We start from the raw sequence: 18,161 nt of genomic DNA, 5'->3' as shown, positions 1-18,161 counted from the left end.
GTCAGTACTGAATCACTCTAAATCATTCTCAACAACTAAAAAGCGACGCAGATTACGTCGCTTTCATTGTTATTTGACTCAAGATTGACTTAGTTGGATGTATTAAACGCAAGGACAGCTTTTAATCCACCCATAGAGCTTCTTGATAGCGCAAGCTTACCGCGATAACTGTGTGCCATTTCGTTAACGATATTCAGTCCAAGACCTGTTCCCGGCTTAGTTTCGTCTAATCTCACACCACGTTTAAGTGCTTGCTGAATATCTTCATCGTCAATGCCAGGGCCGTCATCTTCGATAATAATCTCAATGGTACCCGGCTCATTTTCTTCAGAGTGGACACGAATAATATTGCAAGACCACTTGTAGGCATTCTCTAGCAAGTTACCTACCATTTCGTCTAGATCGGTTGGGTCGACGGCAACTTCGATGTCTGAGTCAAGCTCATTAATCAAAGCGACGCCTCGCTCGGCGTATACTTTGTCAAACGCCATCGAAATTGCATCAACGCGCTCTGCGGGATTAGCACGAACAGAGAGAATATTCTTAGAGCCTGCCATTCGCGCGCGACCTAAGTGGTAATCAATTTGGCTTTGGATTTGATGAACCGGAGGCAAGAGATAATCTCGTGTCTCTTTGTCGAGCGAACCAATTTCATTTCTTAGTACTGACAAGGGGGTTTTTAGCGCGTGAGAAAGGTTGCCTGCATGATGGCGAGCGCGTTCAAGCAATTCTTGGTAATGGAAAACCAGTGCATTGAGATCGGAAACGACCGGAGCCACCTCTTTTGGATACTCTTCATCTAGGCTTGTTTTATCTCCGGAGCGAAGCTGGTTCAACTCTTTTTGCATCTTGTTGAGTGGACTAAGCGACCACTGAACTTGCAACATGATTACTGCCAAAACACCGAAGTAGAGTAGAGCGAGAATAATCCACAGCTGACTCATTAAATCGCGTACAGTATCTTCAATGGGTTGTTCATCAATACCAATCAGAACTTCAATGGGCCCATCATAATCTGGGTAATAGAGTTTGGTTTTTATATAGATGAGTTTTTCGTCGCGAGCGCCAACATATTCTTTACCGTTCTTTTTGCTTTCAATTCGTTGATCCCACAAAGAGCGTGAGCGAAGCAAGTCTGTCTCGGTTTTCGCTGACCAATATAACCCGCTATAAGGACGATTAAAGCGTGGGTCGGAAAGGTTGGAGGCGAGAGTGATGTTGCCTGATTCATCGGCTTCTATCGATGCGGAAATCTCGTCCATATAAATGGATAACTGAGACTTTGCGTCGCCAGCCATATAGTTGAAGACTTGGTTAGGCACACTCACGCCAACCGCTATTACCATAGCTGTTAGCCAAACCACAGCCGCTAGAACTAATCGGCTTTTTAAACTCAGTCTTTTAAGTAGTGAGCGTTTGTTATTCGGCATTAAGCTGGTACCCCAAGCCTCTCACTGTTTTGATTACTTTTGGTGCAATCTTTTTGCGAATTCGACCAATAAACACTTCAATGGTGTTTGAATCACGGTCAAAATCCTGTTTGTAAATATGCTCGACCAATTCTGTGCGCGAAATGACCTTCTCAGGGTTATGCATAAAGTAAGCGACAACCTTGTATTCTAAGGCTGTCAAACTAATCGCTTGGCCTTGCCACATCACTTTTGAAGTGCGGGTATCAAGACTTAAATTACCGACTTGCATAACAGGAGAGGCATTACCAGAAGCGCGTCGAAGTTGAGCTCGGATACGGGCAATTAACTCAACCATTTCAAATGGCTTGGTTAGGTAGTCGTCTGCGCCTGCGTTTAAGCCTTCTACACGTTGAGTTAACGTGTCACGAGCGCTAAGGATCACGACTGGTGTGTTAATATTCTCGTCTCGAATGCCTTTGAGTACCGTCAGACCGTCTAGTTTTGGGAGACCTAGATCGAGCACGATCGCATCCCACTCTTCTGAAGTCGCTCGGTACAGAGCATCGATACCGTCTTGAGACAGTTCAGGAACCCAACCGGTTTGTTCCAGAATTTCGACAATTTGTTCACCAAGACGCGGTTCATCTTCCACTACAAGAATTTTCATAAGCTTTAATCTTCTATTTTTTTAGTGCTTCTTTAATGTTTCTGCCTTTAATTTGCAGCATTTCAAGGGTTTCGGCGTTGTATTCAACTTTGATGATATTGTTATTGTGGTTCAATTTAAGCTCATAGACCCAAATATCATCGTCTTCTTCGAGTTCGACATGAATGATCCGACCGTTTAAGTCACGCTCTACCGCCGCAAACATTTCAGAAAATGGGCGAACATAGCCTTTTTGTACAGCGTCGTAGACCTCATCTTGGTCTTCTTCGAACTCGATTCGCGTACCAGGTTTATGCACGTCTTGAACTAGCGCATGCCCATCTTCATCGTGATGCTTCTTAGCCAATATTGGAAATGAAACAAAGACGCACGCCAATATGGCTGTCAGACTTACTAACGGACGCTTCAACATAATCTTACCTTCTTGAAATTACTGTGAGTCAGTATACGTGTTGATAGATGAACACCAAATGAATTAGCTCTTAGTTGGTTAACTCGTCAGCAAAAATCTTATCTCGCATTTTCCAGAATCGTCCTGACTTCCTTGCAATAACAAATTGAGGTGGACGGAATCGGTGTTGATTATTCACCACTTTAGTCGGTGAAGCGTCTTCAAAAGGCCTATGTTTGTCTGCTAGGTGAGGGCGAACAAACTGATCCTTGAAGCGTTGTTTCTGATTCTTCGTCGTCAATGACCAGAATTCACTCACTTGAGCCTGATTATCTCCAATGTAAGAGACTTTTAAGCTGCTTTTCCCTTTGTCATCTTTGTGAACGCTTAAAGCCATTTCTAAGCACTCAAAGACGAGAGCGTCTTTAAGGTTTAACGCCTCCTTAAGCTTCTTGTCTGGGTCGACTAAAGTGGCATCGCATTCATGGCAGATTCTAGCGGCGATATCGTTGTCGGCTCCGCACTCTCCGCAATACTTAGCTCTGAAACGGTAGTCGCAGTGTTCACGTTCGCCAGTTTCTTCATCTTCAAAGAACCCTTGGCATTTGCGGCCAAAATGTTCAATTAGAAAGCCGTTACTGTCTAGCTTTCCCCAGAAGTTGTTATTGAAGCCGCACGCAGGGCAGGGAATGGTAATGATTTCGCTGTCTGAATCGGGTTTAGCATCACCCACTTCAGGTTGATAGAGATCGTAGCTATTGCCCGCGTAATCCAGAACCAAACATTCCTCTTTACCAGGAGAGAGACGCAATCCGCGCCCAACAATTTGCTGATAAAGGCTAATCGACTCGGTTGGTCGTAAAATAGCAATTAAATCAACGTGCGGTGCGTCAAAGCCCGTTGTCAGTACTGACACGTTGACCAAGTATTTAATTTTGCGCTCTTTAAAGTCTTGAATGATGGCATCACGTTCAGGTGTTGGCGTATCGCCGATCACGATGGCTGTTTGTCCTTCCGGTAGTAGGCCAAAAATTTCTTGAGCATGGCGGACTGTCGCAGCAAAAATCATAATACCTTGCTTACCGGTAGACATATGAATGATTTGCTCGACGATCTGCGGTGTTGCACGTTTCGCCTTATCAATCACCATATCCATTTCTGACTCTTTATAGCGGCCAGTATTCGCGGGCTTGAGCTGAGAAAAGTCATAGCTCAGTACGGGCGCATCCATCATGCGTGCTGGAGTGAGAAACTTTTCATCCAGTAAGTAGCGAATGGGTAGCTCAAATATGCAGTCGCGGAAGAAGCGCGGTTCCTCACTACGAACTAATCCCCGTGTGTGGTATTGGTAAATCCAACCCATGCCTAAACGGTAAGGGGTGGCGGTGAGCCCAAGCACCTTTATGCCCGCATTTTGCTCGCGCAAATGGTTGATGACTTTTTGATAGCTGGTGTTCTTGTCGTCGGGCACTCGGTGACATTCATCGATGACCAAAAGTGAAAATTGGTTTTTAAACTGATCGAGGTTGCGCACGACAGATTGCACTGAAGCAAAAACGACTTGCTGGTCGGTTTCTTTGCGACCCAAACCCGCAGAAAAAATTGAGCCTTTCAGTCCGTATCCTTCGTATTTTTGATGGTTTTGCTCGACGAGTTCTTTTACATGAGCAAGCACCAATACACGCCCTTTAGCCAAGCGAGCCAGCTCAGCGATAACTAAGCTTTTACCTGCGCCAGTGGGGAGTACCAACACAGCGTGTGACGAGTGTTTTCGAAAATAATGAATGACCGCTTTGACGGAGTCAGCCTGATAGGGACGGAGTGTATACATAAAATGTGTGAAATAGCTCAACTATTTAGTCTAGTCGCACTATAATACCCCACCTAGCAAAGATGAGGTATTCATGCGTTTAGATAAATATCTATGTGATGCACTTGGGGCAACACGTAAAGAAGCAACAAAAATCATTAAAAGTGGTGATGTTACCGTCAATGACGTGGTGCAGAAAAGTGGCGCGACTAAAGTGACTGAAGAGTGCACGGTAGAATGGCAAGGCCGAGAGGTTCAAAAACCGGGCCCTCGCTACATCATGCTTTTTAAGCCAGATGGTTTTGTTTGTTCGCATGAAGATGGTTTCAACCAGACGGCATTTATGTTGTTAGATGAAGTCAAAATGGAAGACTTGCACTTTGCTGGTCGCCTTGATGTTGATACTACGGGTCTTGTCTTGATTACTGATGATGGCCAATGGTCGCACCGAATCACTTCGCCTAAACACAAGTGTGAGAAAACTTACCGAGTGTGGCTGGTTGATCCGCTCCAAGCGGATTATGCAGAGAAGTTTGCCGAAGGTATTCAATTAAGAAATGAAAAAGGTTTGACTCTCCCTGCCAAGTTAGAAGTGGTAGATGAAGACGAGAAAGAGGTGTTACTGACCATCACCGAAGGTAAGTACCACCAAGTGAAGCGTATGTTTGCTGCACTTGGCAACAAAGTTGAGCATCTTCACCGTGAACGCATTGGTGAGATTGAGCTATGCGAAACCTTAGAACCGGGTGAATACCGCTATTTAACTCAAGAAGAAATTGACTCTGTTTGGAATTAATTCTTTATTGAGGAAATACTTTATTTCCATCTAGGAACTAGTCTTTTAGACAGAATTGATTGAATATAGATCGATTCACTTCAGGTCTGTTAACCGCATAAGGTCAACAGTCCACAACACTTTAGTGTCATTTATTCTGTTTGGTTGCAGCACGGAAGCTGCATCTGATTCGCAACCGAGTAGGAGATTTATGTCTGAGAGAACCTTAGATCAAACCAAGGCCCCGCAAATCAGTTTTCTGTTATTCCTTGTTTTGGGCGCCATTGGTGCATTAACCCCATTAGCGATTGATATGTACCTGCCTGCGATGCCAACGATCGCCAGAGATCTTGGTGTTGCTGAAGGGGCGGTGCAAATTACGTTAACTGCTTATACCGCTGGATTTGCATTAGGTCAGTTGATTCATGGACCATTAGCCGATAGTTATGGTCGTCGTCCGGTTTTAATTCTGGGCGTGCTCTTCTTTGGGCTGGCAGCTGTAGTGAGTGCCACAACAACCGGTATTGAAGCGTTAACTTGGGTCCGAACGGCGCAAGGCTTTGCAGGCGCTGCTGCTGCGGTGATTATTCAAGCCGTTGTTCGAGACATGTTTGACCGTGAAGACTTTGCCCGTGCGATGTCGTTCGTCACATTAGTCATTACCATCGCACCACTTATCGCACCAATGATTGGTGGATACGTTGCGGTGTGGTTTGGCTGGCGTGCGATTTTCTGGATTCTGGCAGCATTCTCTGTCGTCGTTATTTGCTTAGTGCTCTGGAAGATTCCAGAAACGTTAAGCGCTGAGAACAAGCAGCCATTTCGAATTCGCAATACGTTACGCAACTATATCAAACTGGCGAAAAACCCCGTGGCGATGGGGCTGATTTTTTCTGGAGCATTTTCGTTTGCCGGGATGTTTGCCTTTTTAACGGCGGGTTCCTTCGTCTACATTGATATTTATGGTGTGCGGCCTGAGCAGTTCGGTTATCTGTTTGGTTTGAACATTGTCGCGATGATCATAATGACGAGCATCAACGGGCGACTGGTTAAAAAGGTCGGCTCACATACCATGTTACGTTTTGGACTGATTGTTCAACTCATCGCGGGTATTGGTTTGTTTGTTACTTGGCTGTTAGGTGCAGGCTTATGGGGAACGGTCATTTTTGTTGTGATGTTTATTGGTACATTATCGACAATTGGTAGTAACTCAATGGGACTGCTGTTAAGTGGCTACCCAACGATGGCGGGAACGGCGTCTTCGTTGGCAGGAACTCTGCGCTTTGGTACAGGTTCAGTTATTGGTGCTGTCGTGGCAATGATGCCAGGCGGTGTAACATGGCCGATGATTACAGTGATGAGTGCATGTTCAGTCATCTCTGCGGCTTGTTATTGGATATTTGGAAGAAAGGCGTAATGTCTGAATATACGGTAGAAATACAAAAATTAGTGAATAAGGCTCTAGAAGAGATTACCAATGAGCATAAAGCTGGCAAACTCACTAATGGGCCAACAGCAAACAACCTTTATTTGGTTCGTTGGATTACTAAAGCCATCAAGTCACAACAGTTTCCACGTGTTGTGGCGGACGATTTAATCCGTTGGCAGAAGACAGGTCGCTCAAAGGGCAACAATGCGGGCTTAATGCAGACGTTTCAGCGAATTTCCAAGTTCTATGCTCAGTTTTTCCCTCAAGACCAAGAAGATCGCATTCTTAAAGATCATGAGATCAATAACTTCATCGACATGATGGAAGAGCAGGGCTGGGAAGTTACAACCTCGGAAGAACTGGTTGGTTGTGGCAAAGTGCAAATCTTTACTGAGGGACCAAACTCTCTTGCTATGTGTACAGAGCAGTGTGAAAGCAGCTTTGATGGTGAAGATATGATCAAACCGATGAGTTGGTTTGTGCGTGGTCACCATGCTGATTTTGTCGAGAAAGCGTCTGCAGCTGGCTTTATGGTTCATAAGGTCACGGACTATAAATCCAACGTGAAATATCACGGTGAATATTTAGTCTTTCCAGCCAACCGAGGTGACCGATTAGCTGAGATTCCACTCAGTTTAACGGTGTAAACTACCCAAGAAAATGAATCGACAAGAGCTTCTATTATGGAAGCTCTTTTGCTTTTTTAACGATGGCTTTGACCATACCCTTAAAGATGAAAAGATGGGCTGGCATCATCGCAAACCAGTACAAAAGACCTCTAAAGCCTTGCGGATGCCACCACGCGGTGACAGTTAGTTTTCTTTTCTCTCCTAAATCCTCAATCAAAAACTCTAATCGCCCTAAACCAGGACCTTTCATACCAAACAGCAATGAGATGAAGTGATTTTGTTCGCAGCGAATTACTTTCCACGAATCGATATGATCACCAACCTGTAATTCAGGTCCTGGAGGCGAACGTCTAATCGGTTTTCCGCCACCAAAGAAGATATCGAGCCACTCACGGGTACGCCAAAGGGTGTTGGCAAAGAAGTAACCCTCTTTTCTACTGCCTATCTGTTTAACGAGTTTCCAAAGTTGAGTAGACGAAAGCTCGGTTTCTATTTCGGCGCCAGTCTGTTTTGGGTAATAACCATATCCCGGTTGCCAACGCGAGAGAGCCGCAGGGTCAAAGCCCCAAACATTACTTCGTACAAATTTTCCTTCTTGCTCGATACTGTTCGCAACCATTTCATTGAATGAGACAAGGGTTTGGGGATATTTGCTATTGATTGCTTGGCTATCAGCGATGAAATCATGCTCTAATCCCGATAGCAACGCCGCTCCAATACTTGAGGGTACGGAAGTCACAACGCCAAGCCATTGAGAAGCCATCTTAGGTGTGAGTAGGGAAGTGGGCCAAATGGAGATAGGCTTTTTGATTGTACTCGCGATGACTTGGAACTGTTGACGATAGCTGAGCGTATCTGGCCCTCCCACTTCATAGAGCTGATGCTGTGTCGGTGATTCTTCGGCAACAGACAACAAATAGTGATTGAGGTTTTCTAGTGCGATGGGGTTTGCCTTGGACTCAACCCACTTTGGTGTAATGAGAATCGGCATGTTGTAAACAAAGTCACGCATGATCTCAAACGCTGCAGAACCCGGGCCGATGATCACTCCGGCTCGAAGCTCAGTGATCGGTACGCCTGACTTGCGAATAATATCTCCTGTCATTCGCCGCGCTTTGAGGTGGCTAGAGTCCCCAGTTTGCGGCTGAATCGCACTTAGGTAAATTACATGCTTAACAGCGCTCTGGGTTAGAGCATTTTTAAAATTCTCGGCTAAAGACACTTCATAGTCCAAGAAATCGTGCCCATGCGCCATGCCGTGGACCAGAAAATAGATTAGGTCGAAATTAGGGATTAACTCTTTAGTCGCAGCCTCGTCAGCAAGGTCGAGATAGCGTAGCGTTAGGTTTGGATGAGGCTCAACACGGGCTTTAAGGTAGTCTATTTGCCTAGCGGCCGCAGTAACATGATAGCCGCGATCACATAGCTGAGATAGGAGTTGTGAACCTACGTAGCCAGAGGCACCCAAAACCAGCACATTTTTCATCCCGAACCCCTGTGGTTTTTATGGTTTCATATTCCGACTGATCATATAATAGTCGACTCATTTTTTCTCTCTTTTCATACTGTTGCATTTTGAGGTGCGCGATTGATAACTCTTTCCCAAGTTTTAACCCATACCCGTGGCGATTTTATTAGACGCTTGATCGCGATTGCTTTGCCAATCACTTTACAAAGTATCATGTTTTCGAGCCGAAGCTTGGTCGATGTTTTAATGTTGGGTCAGCTTGGCGAAGCTGAAATTGCGGCGGTTGGAGTTGCGGCTCGTGCCACTTTTGTCACCACCATTATGTTGGTCGGAGTCACAACAGGCGGGGCTTTGCTTACCGCTCAGTATTGGGGGGCGAGTGATCGCAAAGGGGTTAGGGAAAGTACCGCGTTGACTTGGTTGGTATGCATGGTTTTTGCCGCGATTACCGCTTTGCTGTTTATCTTGTTTCCAACGCAGGTGATGGGCTTAGCAACCAACGATCCGGAAGTTATTCAGTTAGGTGCTGAATACTTAGTGATCACCTCAGTAAGTATGTTTGCAGTAGCGTGCGTTGCGAGTATGGCAGTTGGCCTGAGAGCGATGCACAAACCAGGCCTTAGTACCTTTTTTAGCGGCATCGGGATTCTCTCCAACATCTTTCTGAACTGGGTATTTATTTTCGGTAAGTTGGGTGTCCCAGCCATGGGCATTAAAGGGGCAGCGATTGCGACGGTGTTAAGTGGTGCAATAGAAGTTGCGACCTTGTTTGGCTACTTATACGCCAAAAAACACCTGCTTGCCTTTAGCGCTAACGACCTTCGCAATGTGCTTGAATTGACTCGTGTCATCAAGTTTTTGAAGTTATCGCTCCCAACCACATTTAACTTTCTCGCTTGGGCAGGTGGCTTATTCGCTTACCATGCCATTATGGGACAATCGGGCGTACAAGGTTTGGCTGCATTGTCAGTGATGTCTCCGGTGGAGTCGATTGCGCTGGCTCTGTTGATTGGGATGTCAAACGCCGCCGCAGTACTCGTCGGCAACCAAATCGGGGCAAAGAAATACGATGAAGTATACTATCAGGCGATTGGGGTAACGATACTTAGCGTCCTTGTCGGTGTTGTCGTAGCTGTTGTGCTTTATCTGGTTCAAGGTTTGGTTTTAGATGCGTTTAGCGCACTTACACCAGAAACACGAGCCCTGTCCGAGAAGTTCATGCTAGTGATGAGCGTCGGGATTATTCTCCGCTCCCTTCCTATGATGACTATTGTAGGTGTGCTTCGAGCGGGTGGCGACGTTAAATTCTGTTTATATCAAGACCTTGTCGCGCAGTGGTTGATTGGTATTCCTCTAGCCGCTTTCGCTGCGATTGGTCTCGGATGGAAACCGGAATGGATCTATTTGCTGTTTTTGACTGAAGAGGTCATTAAGTGGTTTGCTTCTCTCTATCGCATGCAGACACGCAAATGGATTCGAAATTTGATCGAAAATTAGACTTTGAACGTAAGTTTATAGTGTTTCGATGCATATCTTGTGATCTAGTATCCAAAATACTTTCTTGATTCGACGATTTAGTGTAGATTCACATTCCTATTTTTAAGGTTTTCGAGAGTATAGATGTTACAACTAACAGACCTATGTAAGGGCTATGTAGATGGTGGTGAGTTTCACCCCGTTTTACAAGGTGCTGAGTTGTCATTAAAGCAAGGAGAGCAGATAGCTTTAATGGGGGAGAGTGGCTCCGGAAAGAGTACTTTACTTAACTTGATTGCCGGCTTAGATACCGTAGATTCGGGTGAGGTTACTTTCCCTAAGTTCTCAATGCATGAAGTCGCGGAAACCAAACGAACTGCCTACCGTCGAAACAATATTGGTCTTATCTTTCAGCAGTTTAACCTTCTTCCTACCCTAAATATTGCCGACAATATTCGCTTTTGTCGGCAACTCAAAGGTCTTCCTGAAGATTCTGGGCTTTGGCGACAAATTCTCTCCGCACTTGATTTGATGCCTCTATTGGGGCGCTATCCAGAAGAGGTGTCTGGTGGTCAGCAGCAAAGGGCAGCCATTGCTCGTGCGCTTTATATGGAACCAAAGATTCTCTTGGCAGACGAACCAACTGGTAGCTTAGATGAGCGCAACGCAGAAGCGGTAATGCGTCTTCTGACTACTTTGACCAAACAGCTCGATTGTACTCTGCTTTTAGTAACGCACAGTGAGCGCGTTGCTGAGCATATGGAAGGAAAGATAAGGCTACAAGGAGGACAGCTTCATGTTATGGCCCGTAGTTAAAGCGCTACTTGGTCATTACAGACGTTATCCTTTTCAAATCATCCTAGTTTGGCTTGGTCTAACTTTAGGTGTTTCTCTTCTTGTTGGTGTTAGCTCAATCAACAGCCATGCCCGACAGAGCTATGAACATGGCGAAAAGCTATTCTCTAATCCTCTCCCTTACCGAATTCGTCCTAAGCACGCAGCAAACAAGATCCCTCAAGGCTTCTATGTTCAACTTCGCCGTGATGGCTTCCACCAGTGTGCGCCATTTGAAAGCCTACGCATAAGGACGGCAAATGGAACCGACTTAATGTTGGTTGGAATCGATCCGGTTGCGATGATCGAGTTTGAATCCGGCTCTTTGCTCGATGATATATCTTCTCTTGCGCTAATGAAGCCACCATACCCTGTGCTTGTTAGTGCTGATCTCGCACTGCATATGAAATGGAATAATGGCGACTTTATTCGGTTAAACGATGGTAGCGCTCTGGGGCCGATTAGTATTGATGCCGAAAGACGATTGAACGGTACGCGTATCGTCGCTGATATGTCTTTACTGAGGATGATCGAACGTAGCTCAGGAATCTCGGTGATCGCTTGTGCGGATATGCCAGAAGAGAAGATCGCTAAACTTAAGTCTGTTCTGCCTAATGGAATGGTGCTCACTCGAAGCTCACGCGCTGAGCTAGAGTCATTGACCGAAGCGTTCCATTTGAACTTGAGTGCGATGGGGATGCTAGCATTTCTAGTTGGGCTATTTATCTTCTATCAAGCCATGTCGATGACCCTGACTCAACGTCAGCCTCTGGTTGGGAATTTAAGACAGATGGGGGTGTCGGGTTGGCAGTTAGCTCAGGCGTTGCTACTCGAACTCTTTGCCTTAGTTTTTGTCGGTTGGCTATGTGGCAACATCTTAGGTATGTTACTGGCTAATCAGCTTATTCCAACGGTATCTGCGAGCTTAGGCGATTTGTATGATACCAATATTGGATTGTCGATCGCATGGGACTGGCGTTCTAGCCTATACAGCTTTTATCTTTCGTTAGCCGGAGCAATAGTGGCTTGTGCTTGGCCTTTGGTTCGTTTGCTACGGTCTCAACCAAGTCGCTTGACGACTAGATTATCCCTTGTTCGATTTGCTGGTGCTGAATTTACTATTCAAGCGCTTATTGCTTGTGCGTGCTGTGTTGCAGCTATTGCTCTTTACCAAGCTCCGCAAACTCAGGAGACAGGCTTTGCAATTATTGCGTTAATGCTGCTGAGTGTAGCGCTCTTTACCCCTTATATTATCTGGAAAGTGTTTGAAAGCTTGTCCTACTCTTTGCGCTGGGTGAAGGTACGTTGGTTCTTTGCTGACGCGGCGGCGAGCATGAGTTACCGTGGCGTAGCGACGATGGCGTTTATGTTGGCAATGGCTGCCAATATTGGTGTAGAAACCATGGTCGGCAGTTTCCGAGATACAACGGATAAATGGTTAACCCAGCGACTAGCTGCGGATTTATACATTTATCCAAACAATAGTGCAGCGGCACGCATGAGCACTTGGCTGACCAAACAGCCGGAAGTAGACTCAGTCTGGTGGCGCTGGGAAAAAGATATCTCAACCGATAAAGGTGCGTTGCAAGTTGTCAGCACAGGAGCATCAGAAGGGGAGCTTGACGCCCTGACGGTTAAACTGGGTATTCCTAATTATTGGTATCACCTGCATCACTCAAAAGGGGTGATGATCAGTGAGTCTATGGCCCTTAAGCTTGGTATTCGCCCCGGAGACTATATCGACTTAACTGGTAAGCTCGGTTCTGGATGGCAAGTCGTCGGCGTCTATTACGATTATGGCAATCCGTATAATCAAGTCTTGCTATCACATCGTAATTGGCTTTACGCCTTTGCCGGGAGTGGTTCCGTTGCTCTCGGGGCTGTGTTAAATGATGGTGTGAATCCGATTGGCCTTAAGCGGCGTCTAGAAACCATTTTCAGGCTCGATGCAGAACGGATTTTTGATAATAGCCACATTCACAGTCAGGCAATGAGAGTCTTTGATCGCACCTTCTCTATCGCAGATACCCTAGGTAACATTACGCTTGTGATTGCCGTGTTTGGTATATTCTTCGCCACTGTTGCGGGTGAGGTTTCGCGTCAAAAGCATATCTCTTTGTTACGCTGCTTAGGTATGTCAGGAAGAGAGTTGATTTTAATGGGCAGTTTGCAGCTGTTCGTATTTGGTGCGATAGCGATTCTCATAGCCATGCCTTTAGGCTTAGCTCTGGCGAACTTGGTGGTTGATATCGTCATAAAACAATCTTTTGGTTGGACGTTAGAGGTTCAATTCATTCCGACGGAATATCTACATTCTGGTGCTTTAGCCATGCTTTCATTGATGGTTGCGGGCGCTATTCCAGTGTTAAGAATGGTGCGCAATACGCCGATGAAATCACTAAGAGATTCGTTATAGATGAGCAGTAGAAGTAAGAGAATACTTGGGGTTTTCGTTGTTACGCTCATCTTAAGTGCGTTTGCTTTGGTGGCACTGTATGAACACAGTGCAAGTAACAATATTGTCGCTAGAACGAATGAGGTAAGTTCTGTTCTAGTGTCTAAACCGACTCAGGTGTTTGAGCCTGTTCTACCGGATAACCCTGTTGTTATTCCGCGAGATTTTGCCTTCCACAATGAATACCAACATGGCTGGTGGCACTTTTTCGCTAATGTTGAGGATCAATACGGTGAAAAATATGGTGTCCAGTGGAGCTATTTTAGAATAGCGTCCAATGATAGCAATATGTCGGGTTGGCTGAGCCCTCAGCTGTTTATATCTCATGTCGTCGTCTCTAATAAAGACAAAGTATGGCGAGAGCAACGCGTCGCTCGTGGCGGAATCGGACAGGCTGGAATGACGTCTAAACCATTTCGTCTCTGGATAGACAACTGGTTCTGGCGCTCTTTAGGTCGTACGCCATTTCCAGGATTATTGGACGCGCAAACAGACACATTTAAAGTACGTTTAAAGACGGCAACGCGGGGCCCCTTTGTTATTCCTCGTGAGCGTGGCTATGTGGTTAAACACGATCTACTGCCGATTGCATCCCATAACTTAACCGCCCCATTTTTGGCCGTTGAAGGCCAACTAGAGCTCGCACCTAACAGGGTAATTGATGTTAAGGGCACGGGTTGGATGAGCAAAGAGTGGGGCAGTGGACTATTGGCTGAAGATCAACAAGGTTGGGACTGGTTTGTTTTCCACTTGGATGACGAAACCACGCTTTCAATCAATCGCTACCGTCATGAGAGCCAGCTACCTTATGTGTTTGGTACTATCGCGACCAACGATGGGAAAGTCGTCACACTGTACAATGAAGATATCGAGGTGGTGCCACTTCAAGAGGAAGTATTGGCAAATGGTAAAACGATACCAACGAGTTGGATGATCAACATTCCTCACCTTTCAGTCAGCCTCGAAACGCAAGCGATGAACAACAACTTGTGGCTGCCATTCGTACTTCCTTATTGGGAAGGACCAATAACAACTACAGGCAGCCACAATGCTCAAGGCTTTATGCAACTGACTGGATATTAAATCGCAGTCATCTTTATCCTTGTGATCTAAAAGCCACTTCTTACCCAATGAGAAGTGGCTTTTTGTATTTTATGTGGAATTTCCGATACTTTGCCTATAATGAAACAAAGAAATAAGGTGAACTTTAAGAAGTGTGTATCGGAAAAACCGAAAGATATAATCTAAACAATCGATTTTTCCTGATGTAGCCAACTCTATAAACTCGACTGTATTCATTGTTAATCGCTTATTAACATAATAAATATAAGGACAATATCATGAGTGATATTATTCGCGATTTTTTCAAATTAGAGTCTGCCGGAGGCATTCTACTAGTTATTGCTGCTGCAATCGCTATGACAATCGCAAACACCTCTCTTAACGATGCATACCAAGGCTTTTTACACACTTACGTGTTAGGTATGTCAGTTTCACACTGGATCAACGATGGTTTGATGGCAGTCTTCTTCCTATTGATTGGTCTAGAAGTTAAACGTGAGCTACTTGAAGGCGCTCTAAAATCAAAGGAAACCGCTATCTTCCCTGCCATTGCTGCTGTAGGCGGTATGGTTGCGCCAGCCTTGGTTTACCTGATGTTCAACTATGGAGATGCACAAGCGGTTCAAGGTTGGGCAATTCCTGCGGCAACTGACATTGCCTTTGCATTAGGTATTATGGCTCTGCTCGGTAAACGAGTACCAGTGAGCTTGAAGGTATTCTTGCTTGCTCTGGCGATTATTGATGACCTAGGTGTTGTTGTGATTATCGCGCTGTTCTACACAGGTGACTTGTCTACCACTGCACTGGCTGTTGGGTTTGCGATGACCGCGGCGCTGTTTATGCTCAACGCTAAGAAGGTGACTAAACTCACGCCATATATAATTGTTGGTGCTATCTTGTGGTTTGCGGTATTGAAGTCCGGTGTTCACGCAACGTTAGCTGGTGTGGTCATTGGTTTCGCAATTCCTCTTAAAGGTAAAAAGGGCGAGCATTCACCACTTAAGCATATGGAGCACGCACTTCACCCGTACGTTGCGTTTGGTATTCTTCCACTGTTCGCATTCGCTAACGCAGGTATTTCGTTAGAAGGCGTATCGATGGACGGTTTGACTTCAATGCTGCCACTGGGTATCGCTCTTGGTCTATTGGTTGGTAAGCCGTTAGGTATCTACACATTTAGTTGGATTGCTGTTAAATCAGGTGTGGCTAAACTGCCGGAAGGTATTACTTTCCGCCATATCTTTGCAGTCTCGGTGCTATGTGGCATTGGCTTTACGATGTCGATCTTCATCTCATCGCTTGCTTTTGGCCCAATGAACGCAGAGTTTGATACTTACGCACGATTGGGTATCTTGATGGGCTCGACGACAGCTGCTCTGTTAGGTTACTTCCTACTGCACATTTCGCTGCCAAAGAAGAGCGTTAGTGTTGAGAGTAACGCACAGGTCAAATCTCAGCACTAAAGACCAAATAGGTTAAAACAGAAAGCGCCCAATTAAATTGGGCGCTTTTGTTTTTGTGGGATGGTGCAGTATCTTACTACTTCTCAATAACTGAGAAGATTGTCCATTCTTCGACTACCTCTTCTTTCAGACCGACGACAGTGGCTGTGACGCGTCGGTTTAGAGCATGGGAAGTTTCATCGACCCCTTCGGACTCCAAGCGAGTGTCACCATAACCGACGATGGTTACTCGTTTAGGATCTATCTCGTAAGACAAAAGCTCATCTTCTACTGCGTGTGCTCTTTTCTTTGACAGCTCTAGGTTGTATTCGGCAGTGCCGACTTTACTGGCATAACCTTGTATTTGAATTGAGGCAGACTTATAACGCTCCAAAAACTCTGCCATAGTCTGAATTTGATCCGAAAATATAGGATTTATTTCATAAGAGTCATTGGCAAATAAGATTCGAAGTTGGCGTTCCTCCTCTTCAAAAAGAGCCGCACCACAGCCATCGTTGTCCACTTGTGCGCCAGATGGTGTGCCGGGACAGATATCTCGCGCATTGACAACACCATCTCGATCGTCATCAGTGAGATCCGATATTTGGTTCGCCACAGGTGTGTTGATGTAATCGTACTCGTCTTCGGCAATCACTGCGCTAATGGGAATGAAAGCCATAAGGGTAAATGGGATAAACTGTTTAACTTTCATATTAATACTCCACTCGCTGAGTCCACTCTTCAGGTGTGTCTACTAGCAAAGCGTCAAGCAGATTGCCGGTTGCGTTCATCACGCGGTACTTAGCGTATTGTTCAGCGTAATGTGCATCTAAATAATCCTTTCTTGCTTCGAATAGCTCATTCTCTGTATTAAGTAAATCAAGTAAGGTTCGTTGACCAATACGGTACTGTTTCTCGTACGCAATGACGGTTTCAGACGCTGAGTCTACATGGTCTGCCAAAAAGTTCTTTTGTTGCAATGTTAAATCCAACGCACTCCAAGATAGTCGAAGGCTTTCTTCAACTTGACGATAGGCATTATCACGCAGATCTTTGGCTTGGTTGAGCTGGTAAGCCGCTCTTTCGGATAGATCGCTATCTGAGCCACCGTTGTATAGGTTGTAGCGCATGCGAAGCATAGCTAAGGTTTCGTCACTACTGCCTCGGTCGCCACCAGCGTCATCACGCCACGTTTGACTCGCTTCGATGGAAAATGTCGGATAGTAATTACCTTTCGACTGTTTGTATTGAAAACGCGCCGAGTCCACGTCGACCATCGATACTTTAATGACAGGGTGTTTCTCGAATGCTTCAACAAGTGCGTCTTGCAAAGAAAGAGGCAGTTTAGTTTCATCTGCTCTTGGGTAGATTAATCCCAATGGCTGTTGACCTACTAAACGCGTGAACTGAGTATGGGTGTCGACCAAGTTATTCTGTGCAGCGAGTAGATTACCGTGAGCTTTTGCTATACGAGCTTCTACTTGTGACACATCAGCAGTAGAGCCAATACCTGATTGGGCTCTTCGTTGAATGTCTCGGTAAATCTCTTTGTGAACGGCTAGATTGCTCTCTGAAAGCGCGAGTATCTCAGTTGCTTTGACAGCATCAAGGTAAACTTGAGTGACACGAAGCGCGAGATCTGAGGCGTCCGATAAAAGTTGAAAGCGAACGGATTCGGCGTCAGCCGCAGTTCTGTCCATATCGTTAAGAGTGGCATTACCGTCCCATAAGAGTTGGGTAAGGCTAAGGGTTGCTTCTTTTCTTGTTAGATCAGAATCACTTCTCCCGGTCGATTCTGCTGGATTTATACCTTCATACCCAATACCCGCATCTAGATCCAAGCTTGGCAGATAAGCTCCGCCTGCAGCGTCGGCCTGTTTAACTGCACTTTTAAACTCGTTGAAGGTGCTCTTTAGTTCTGGGTTGGTAGCGAGTGTGATTGCGACTGCCTGCTCCAATGTTTGCGAGGAAGCAGTGAAGCTGGCGAGAACCACACAACTAGCGATAAGTGACTTTTTCAGGTTCAAGGGAGCCTCCTTAATATCTGCTAAGTCGATAATCCAATTTTTATGTTTAGGGAATGCCCCAAAAGTAAGTACCAAAAGCTTAGTAGACGTATTCCAAAAGTGAGAATCTTTATGCGAAATTGATGAGTTGAATTATTAGTGACTTATAAACTTTCGTATGGACTTTCTTGCTATTGAGTTGAATGTCAATAGGTCGAGTTCTAGCTTTATAGGATGTGGGAGTACGCGAAAGTTTTAACACCTTTCATGGGGTGGGGGGACTTATATCGCACAGATGGGAATTG

Annotated in this window: 15 protein-coding genes; 8 read left to right on the top strand and 7 right to left on the bottom strand. The window is 45.4% G+C overall.

All coding sequences use genetic code 11. The annotated features are described in order from the left end of the window. Positions 1-89: 89 nt before the first annotated feature. From LYZ37_RS08185 to LYZ37_RS08170, 4 genes are all read right to left on the bottom strand, one after another. Positions 90-1,430, bottom strand: a complete 1,341-nt coding sequence (locus tag LYZ37_RS08185) for an ATP-binding protein (protein WP_272785121.1) — start codon at positions 1,428-1,430, stop codon at positions 90-92. Further along, positions 1,420-2,079, bottom strand: a complete 660-nt coding sequence (locus LYZ37_RS08180; protein ID WP_272785120.1) for a response regulator transcription factor — start codon at positions 2,077-2,079, stop codon at positions 1,420-1,422. Before LYZ37_RS08180 ends, LYZ37_RS08185 begins: the two co-directional genes overlap by 11 nt. Before the next feature lie 13 nt (positions 2,080-2,092). Next, on the bottom strand, positions 2,093-2,491 hold the full coding sequence (locus LYZ37_RS08175) for a PepSY domain-containing protein (RefSeq protein WP_272785119.1): 399 nt from the start codon (positions 2,489-2,491) through the stop codon (positions 2,093-2,095). Positions 2,492-2,561: 70 nt separating this feature from the next. After that, entirely contained in the window at positions 2,562-4,301 is a 1,740-nt protein-coding gene (locus LYZ37_RS08170) for a DEAD/DEAH box helicase (protein ID WP_272785118.1), read from the bottom strand. Between the two features lie 73 nt (positions 4,302-4,374). Between LYZ37_RS08170 and rsuA the strand changes: the two genes are divergently transcribed. The 3 genes from rsuA (at position 4,375) to LYZ37_RS08155 (ending at position 7,131) form a co-directional block, all read left to right on the top strand. Then, positions 4,375-5,076: a 16S rRNA pseudouridine(516) synthase RsuA gene (gene rsuA, locus LYZ37_RS08165; protein WP_272785117.1), complete on the top strand. Its 702-nt coding sequence runs from the start codon at positions 4,375-4,377 to the stop codon at positions 5,074-5,076. Positions 5,077-5,266: 190 nt separating this feature from the next. Further along, positions 5,267-6,472, top strand: coding sequence for a Bcr/CflA family multidrug efflux MFS transporter (locus LYZ37_RS08160; RefSeq protein WP_272785116.1), 1,206 nt, complete (start codon positions 5,267-5,269; stop codon positions 6,470-6,472). Beyond that, a complete protein-coding gene (locus LYZ37_RS08155; protein ID WP_004748763.1) occupies positions 6,472-7,131 on the top strand; it encodes a DUF2913 family protein in 660 nt (219 codons plus the stop codon). Before LYZ37_RS08160 ends, LYZ37_RS08155 begins: the two co-directional genes overlap by 1 nt. Positions 7,132-7,165: 34 nt before the next feature. Here LYZ37_RS08155 and LYZ37_RS08150 read toward each other — a convergent pair whose 3' ends face one another. Further along, positions 7,166-8,599, bottom strand: coding sequence for a DUF2867 domain-containing protein (locus LYZ37_RS08150; protein WP_272785115.1), 1,434 nt, complete (start codon positions 8,597-8,599; stop codon positions 7,166-7,168). A gap of 102 nt (positions 8,600-8,701) precedes the next feature. On the opposite strand from LYZ37_RS08150, the gene LYZ37_RS08145 reads away from it, so the two are divergent. From LYZ37_RS08145 to nhaA, 5 genes are all read left to right on the top strand, one after another. Beyond that, the gene (locus LYZ37_RS08145) at positions 8,702-10,078 is read left to right on the top strand and encodes an MATE family efflux transporter (RefSeq protein ID WP_004748761.1); all 1,377 of its coding nucleotides are present in this window, start codon (positions 8,702-8,704) and stop codon (positions 10,076-10,078) included. Positions 10,079-10,201: 123 nt separating this feature from the next. After that, positions 10,202-10,873 (top strand): ABC transporter ATP-binding protein, encoded by a 672-nt coding sequence (locus tag LYZ37_RS08140; protein WP_272785114.1) that lies wholly within the window; start codon positions 10,202-10,204, stop codon positions 10,871-10,873. Continuing rightward, complete coding sequence (locus tag LYZ37_RS08135) at positions 10,854-13,307, top strand: ABC transporter permease (RefSeq protein WP_272785113.1); 2,454 nt, start codon at positions 10,854-10,856, stop codon at positions 13,305-13,307. The genes LYZ37_RS08140 and LYZ37_RS08135 overlap by 20 nt, the downstream gene beginning before the upstream one ends. Further along, complete coding sequence (locus tag LYZ37_RS08130) at positions 13,308-14,429, top strand: lipocalin-like domain-containing protein (RefSeq protein ID WP_272785112.1); 1,122 nt, start codon at positions 13,308-13,310, stop codon at positions 14,427-14,429. A gap of 257 nt (positions 14,430-14,686) precedes the next feature. Further along, positions 14,687-15,871 carry a Na+/H+ antiporter NhaA gene (nhaA, locus tag LYZ37_RS08125; RefSeq protein ID WP_272785111.1) on the top strand — a complete coding sequence of 395 codons (1,185 nt, stop codon included), beginning with the start codon at positions 14,687-14,689 and terminating at the stop codon, positions 15,869-15,871. A gap of 76 nt (positions 15,872-15,947) precedes the next feature. On the opposite strand, the gene LYZ37_RS08120 is transcribed toward nhaA, so the two are convergent. Both LYZ37_RS08120 and LYZ37_RS08115 read right to left on the bottom strand, forming a co-directional pair. Continuing rightward, a complete protein-coding gene (locus LYZ37_RS08120; RefSeq protein WP_408068352.1) occupies positions 15,948-16,529 on the bottom strand; it encodes an OmpA family protein in 582 nt (193 codons plus the stop codon). Positions 16,530-16,563: 34 nt separating this feature from the next. Continuing rightward, positions 16,564-17,877 (bottom strand): TolC family outer membrane protein, encoded by a 1,314-nt coding sequence (locus LYZ37_RS08115; protein WP_272785110.1) that lies wholly within the window; start codon positions 17,875-17,877, stop codon positions 16,564-16,566. Positions 17,878-18,161: the final 284 nt, after the last annotated feature.

The sequence above is a fragment of the Vibrio tubiashii genome, from assembly GCF_028551255.1.
In the GTDB taxonomy this organism is placed as follows: Bacteria; Pseudomonadota; Gammaproteobacteria; order Enterobacterales; family Vibrionaceae; genus Vibrio; species Vibrio tubiashii_B.
The sequence above is the reverse complement of the archived record's forward strand: the minus strand, read 5'-3'. Positions and strand labels throughout refer to the sequence as shown.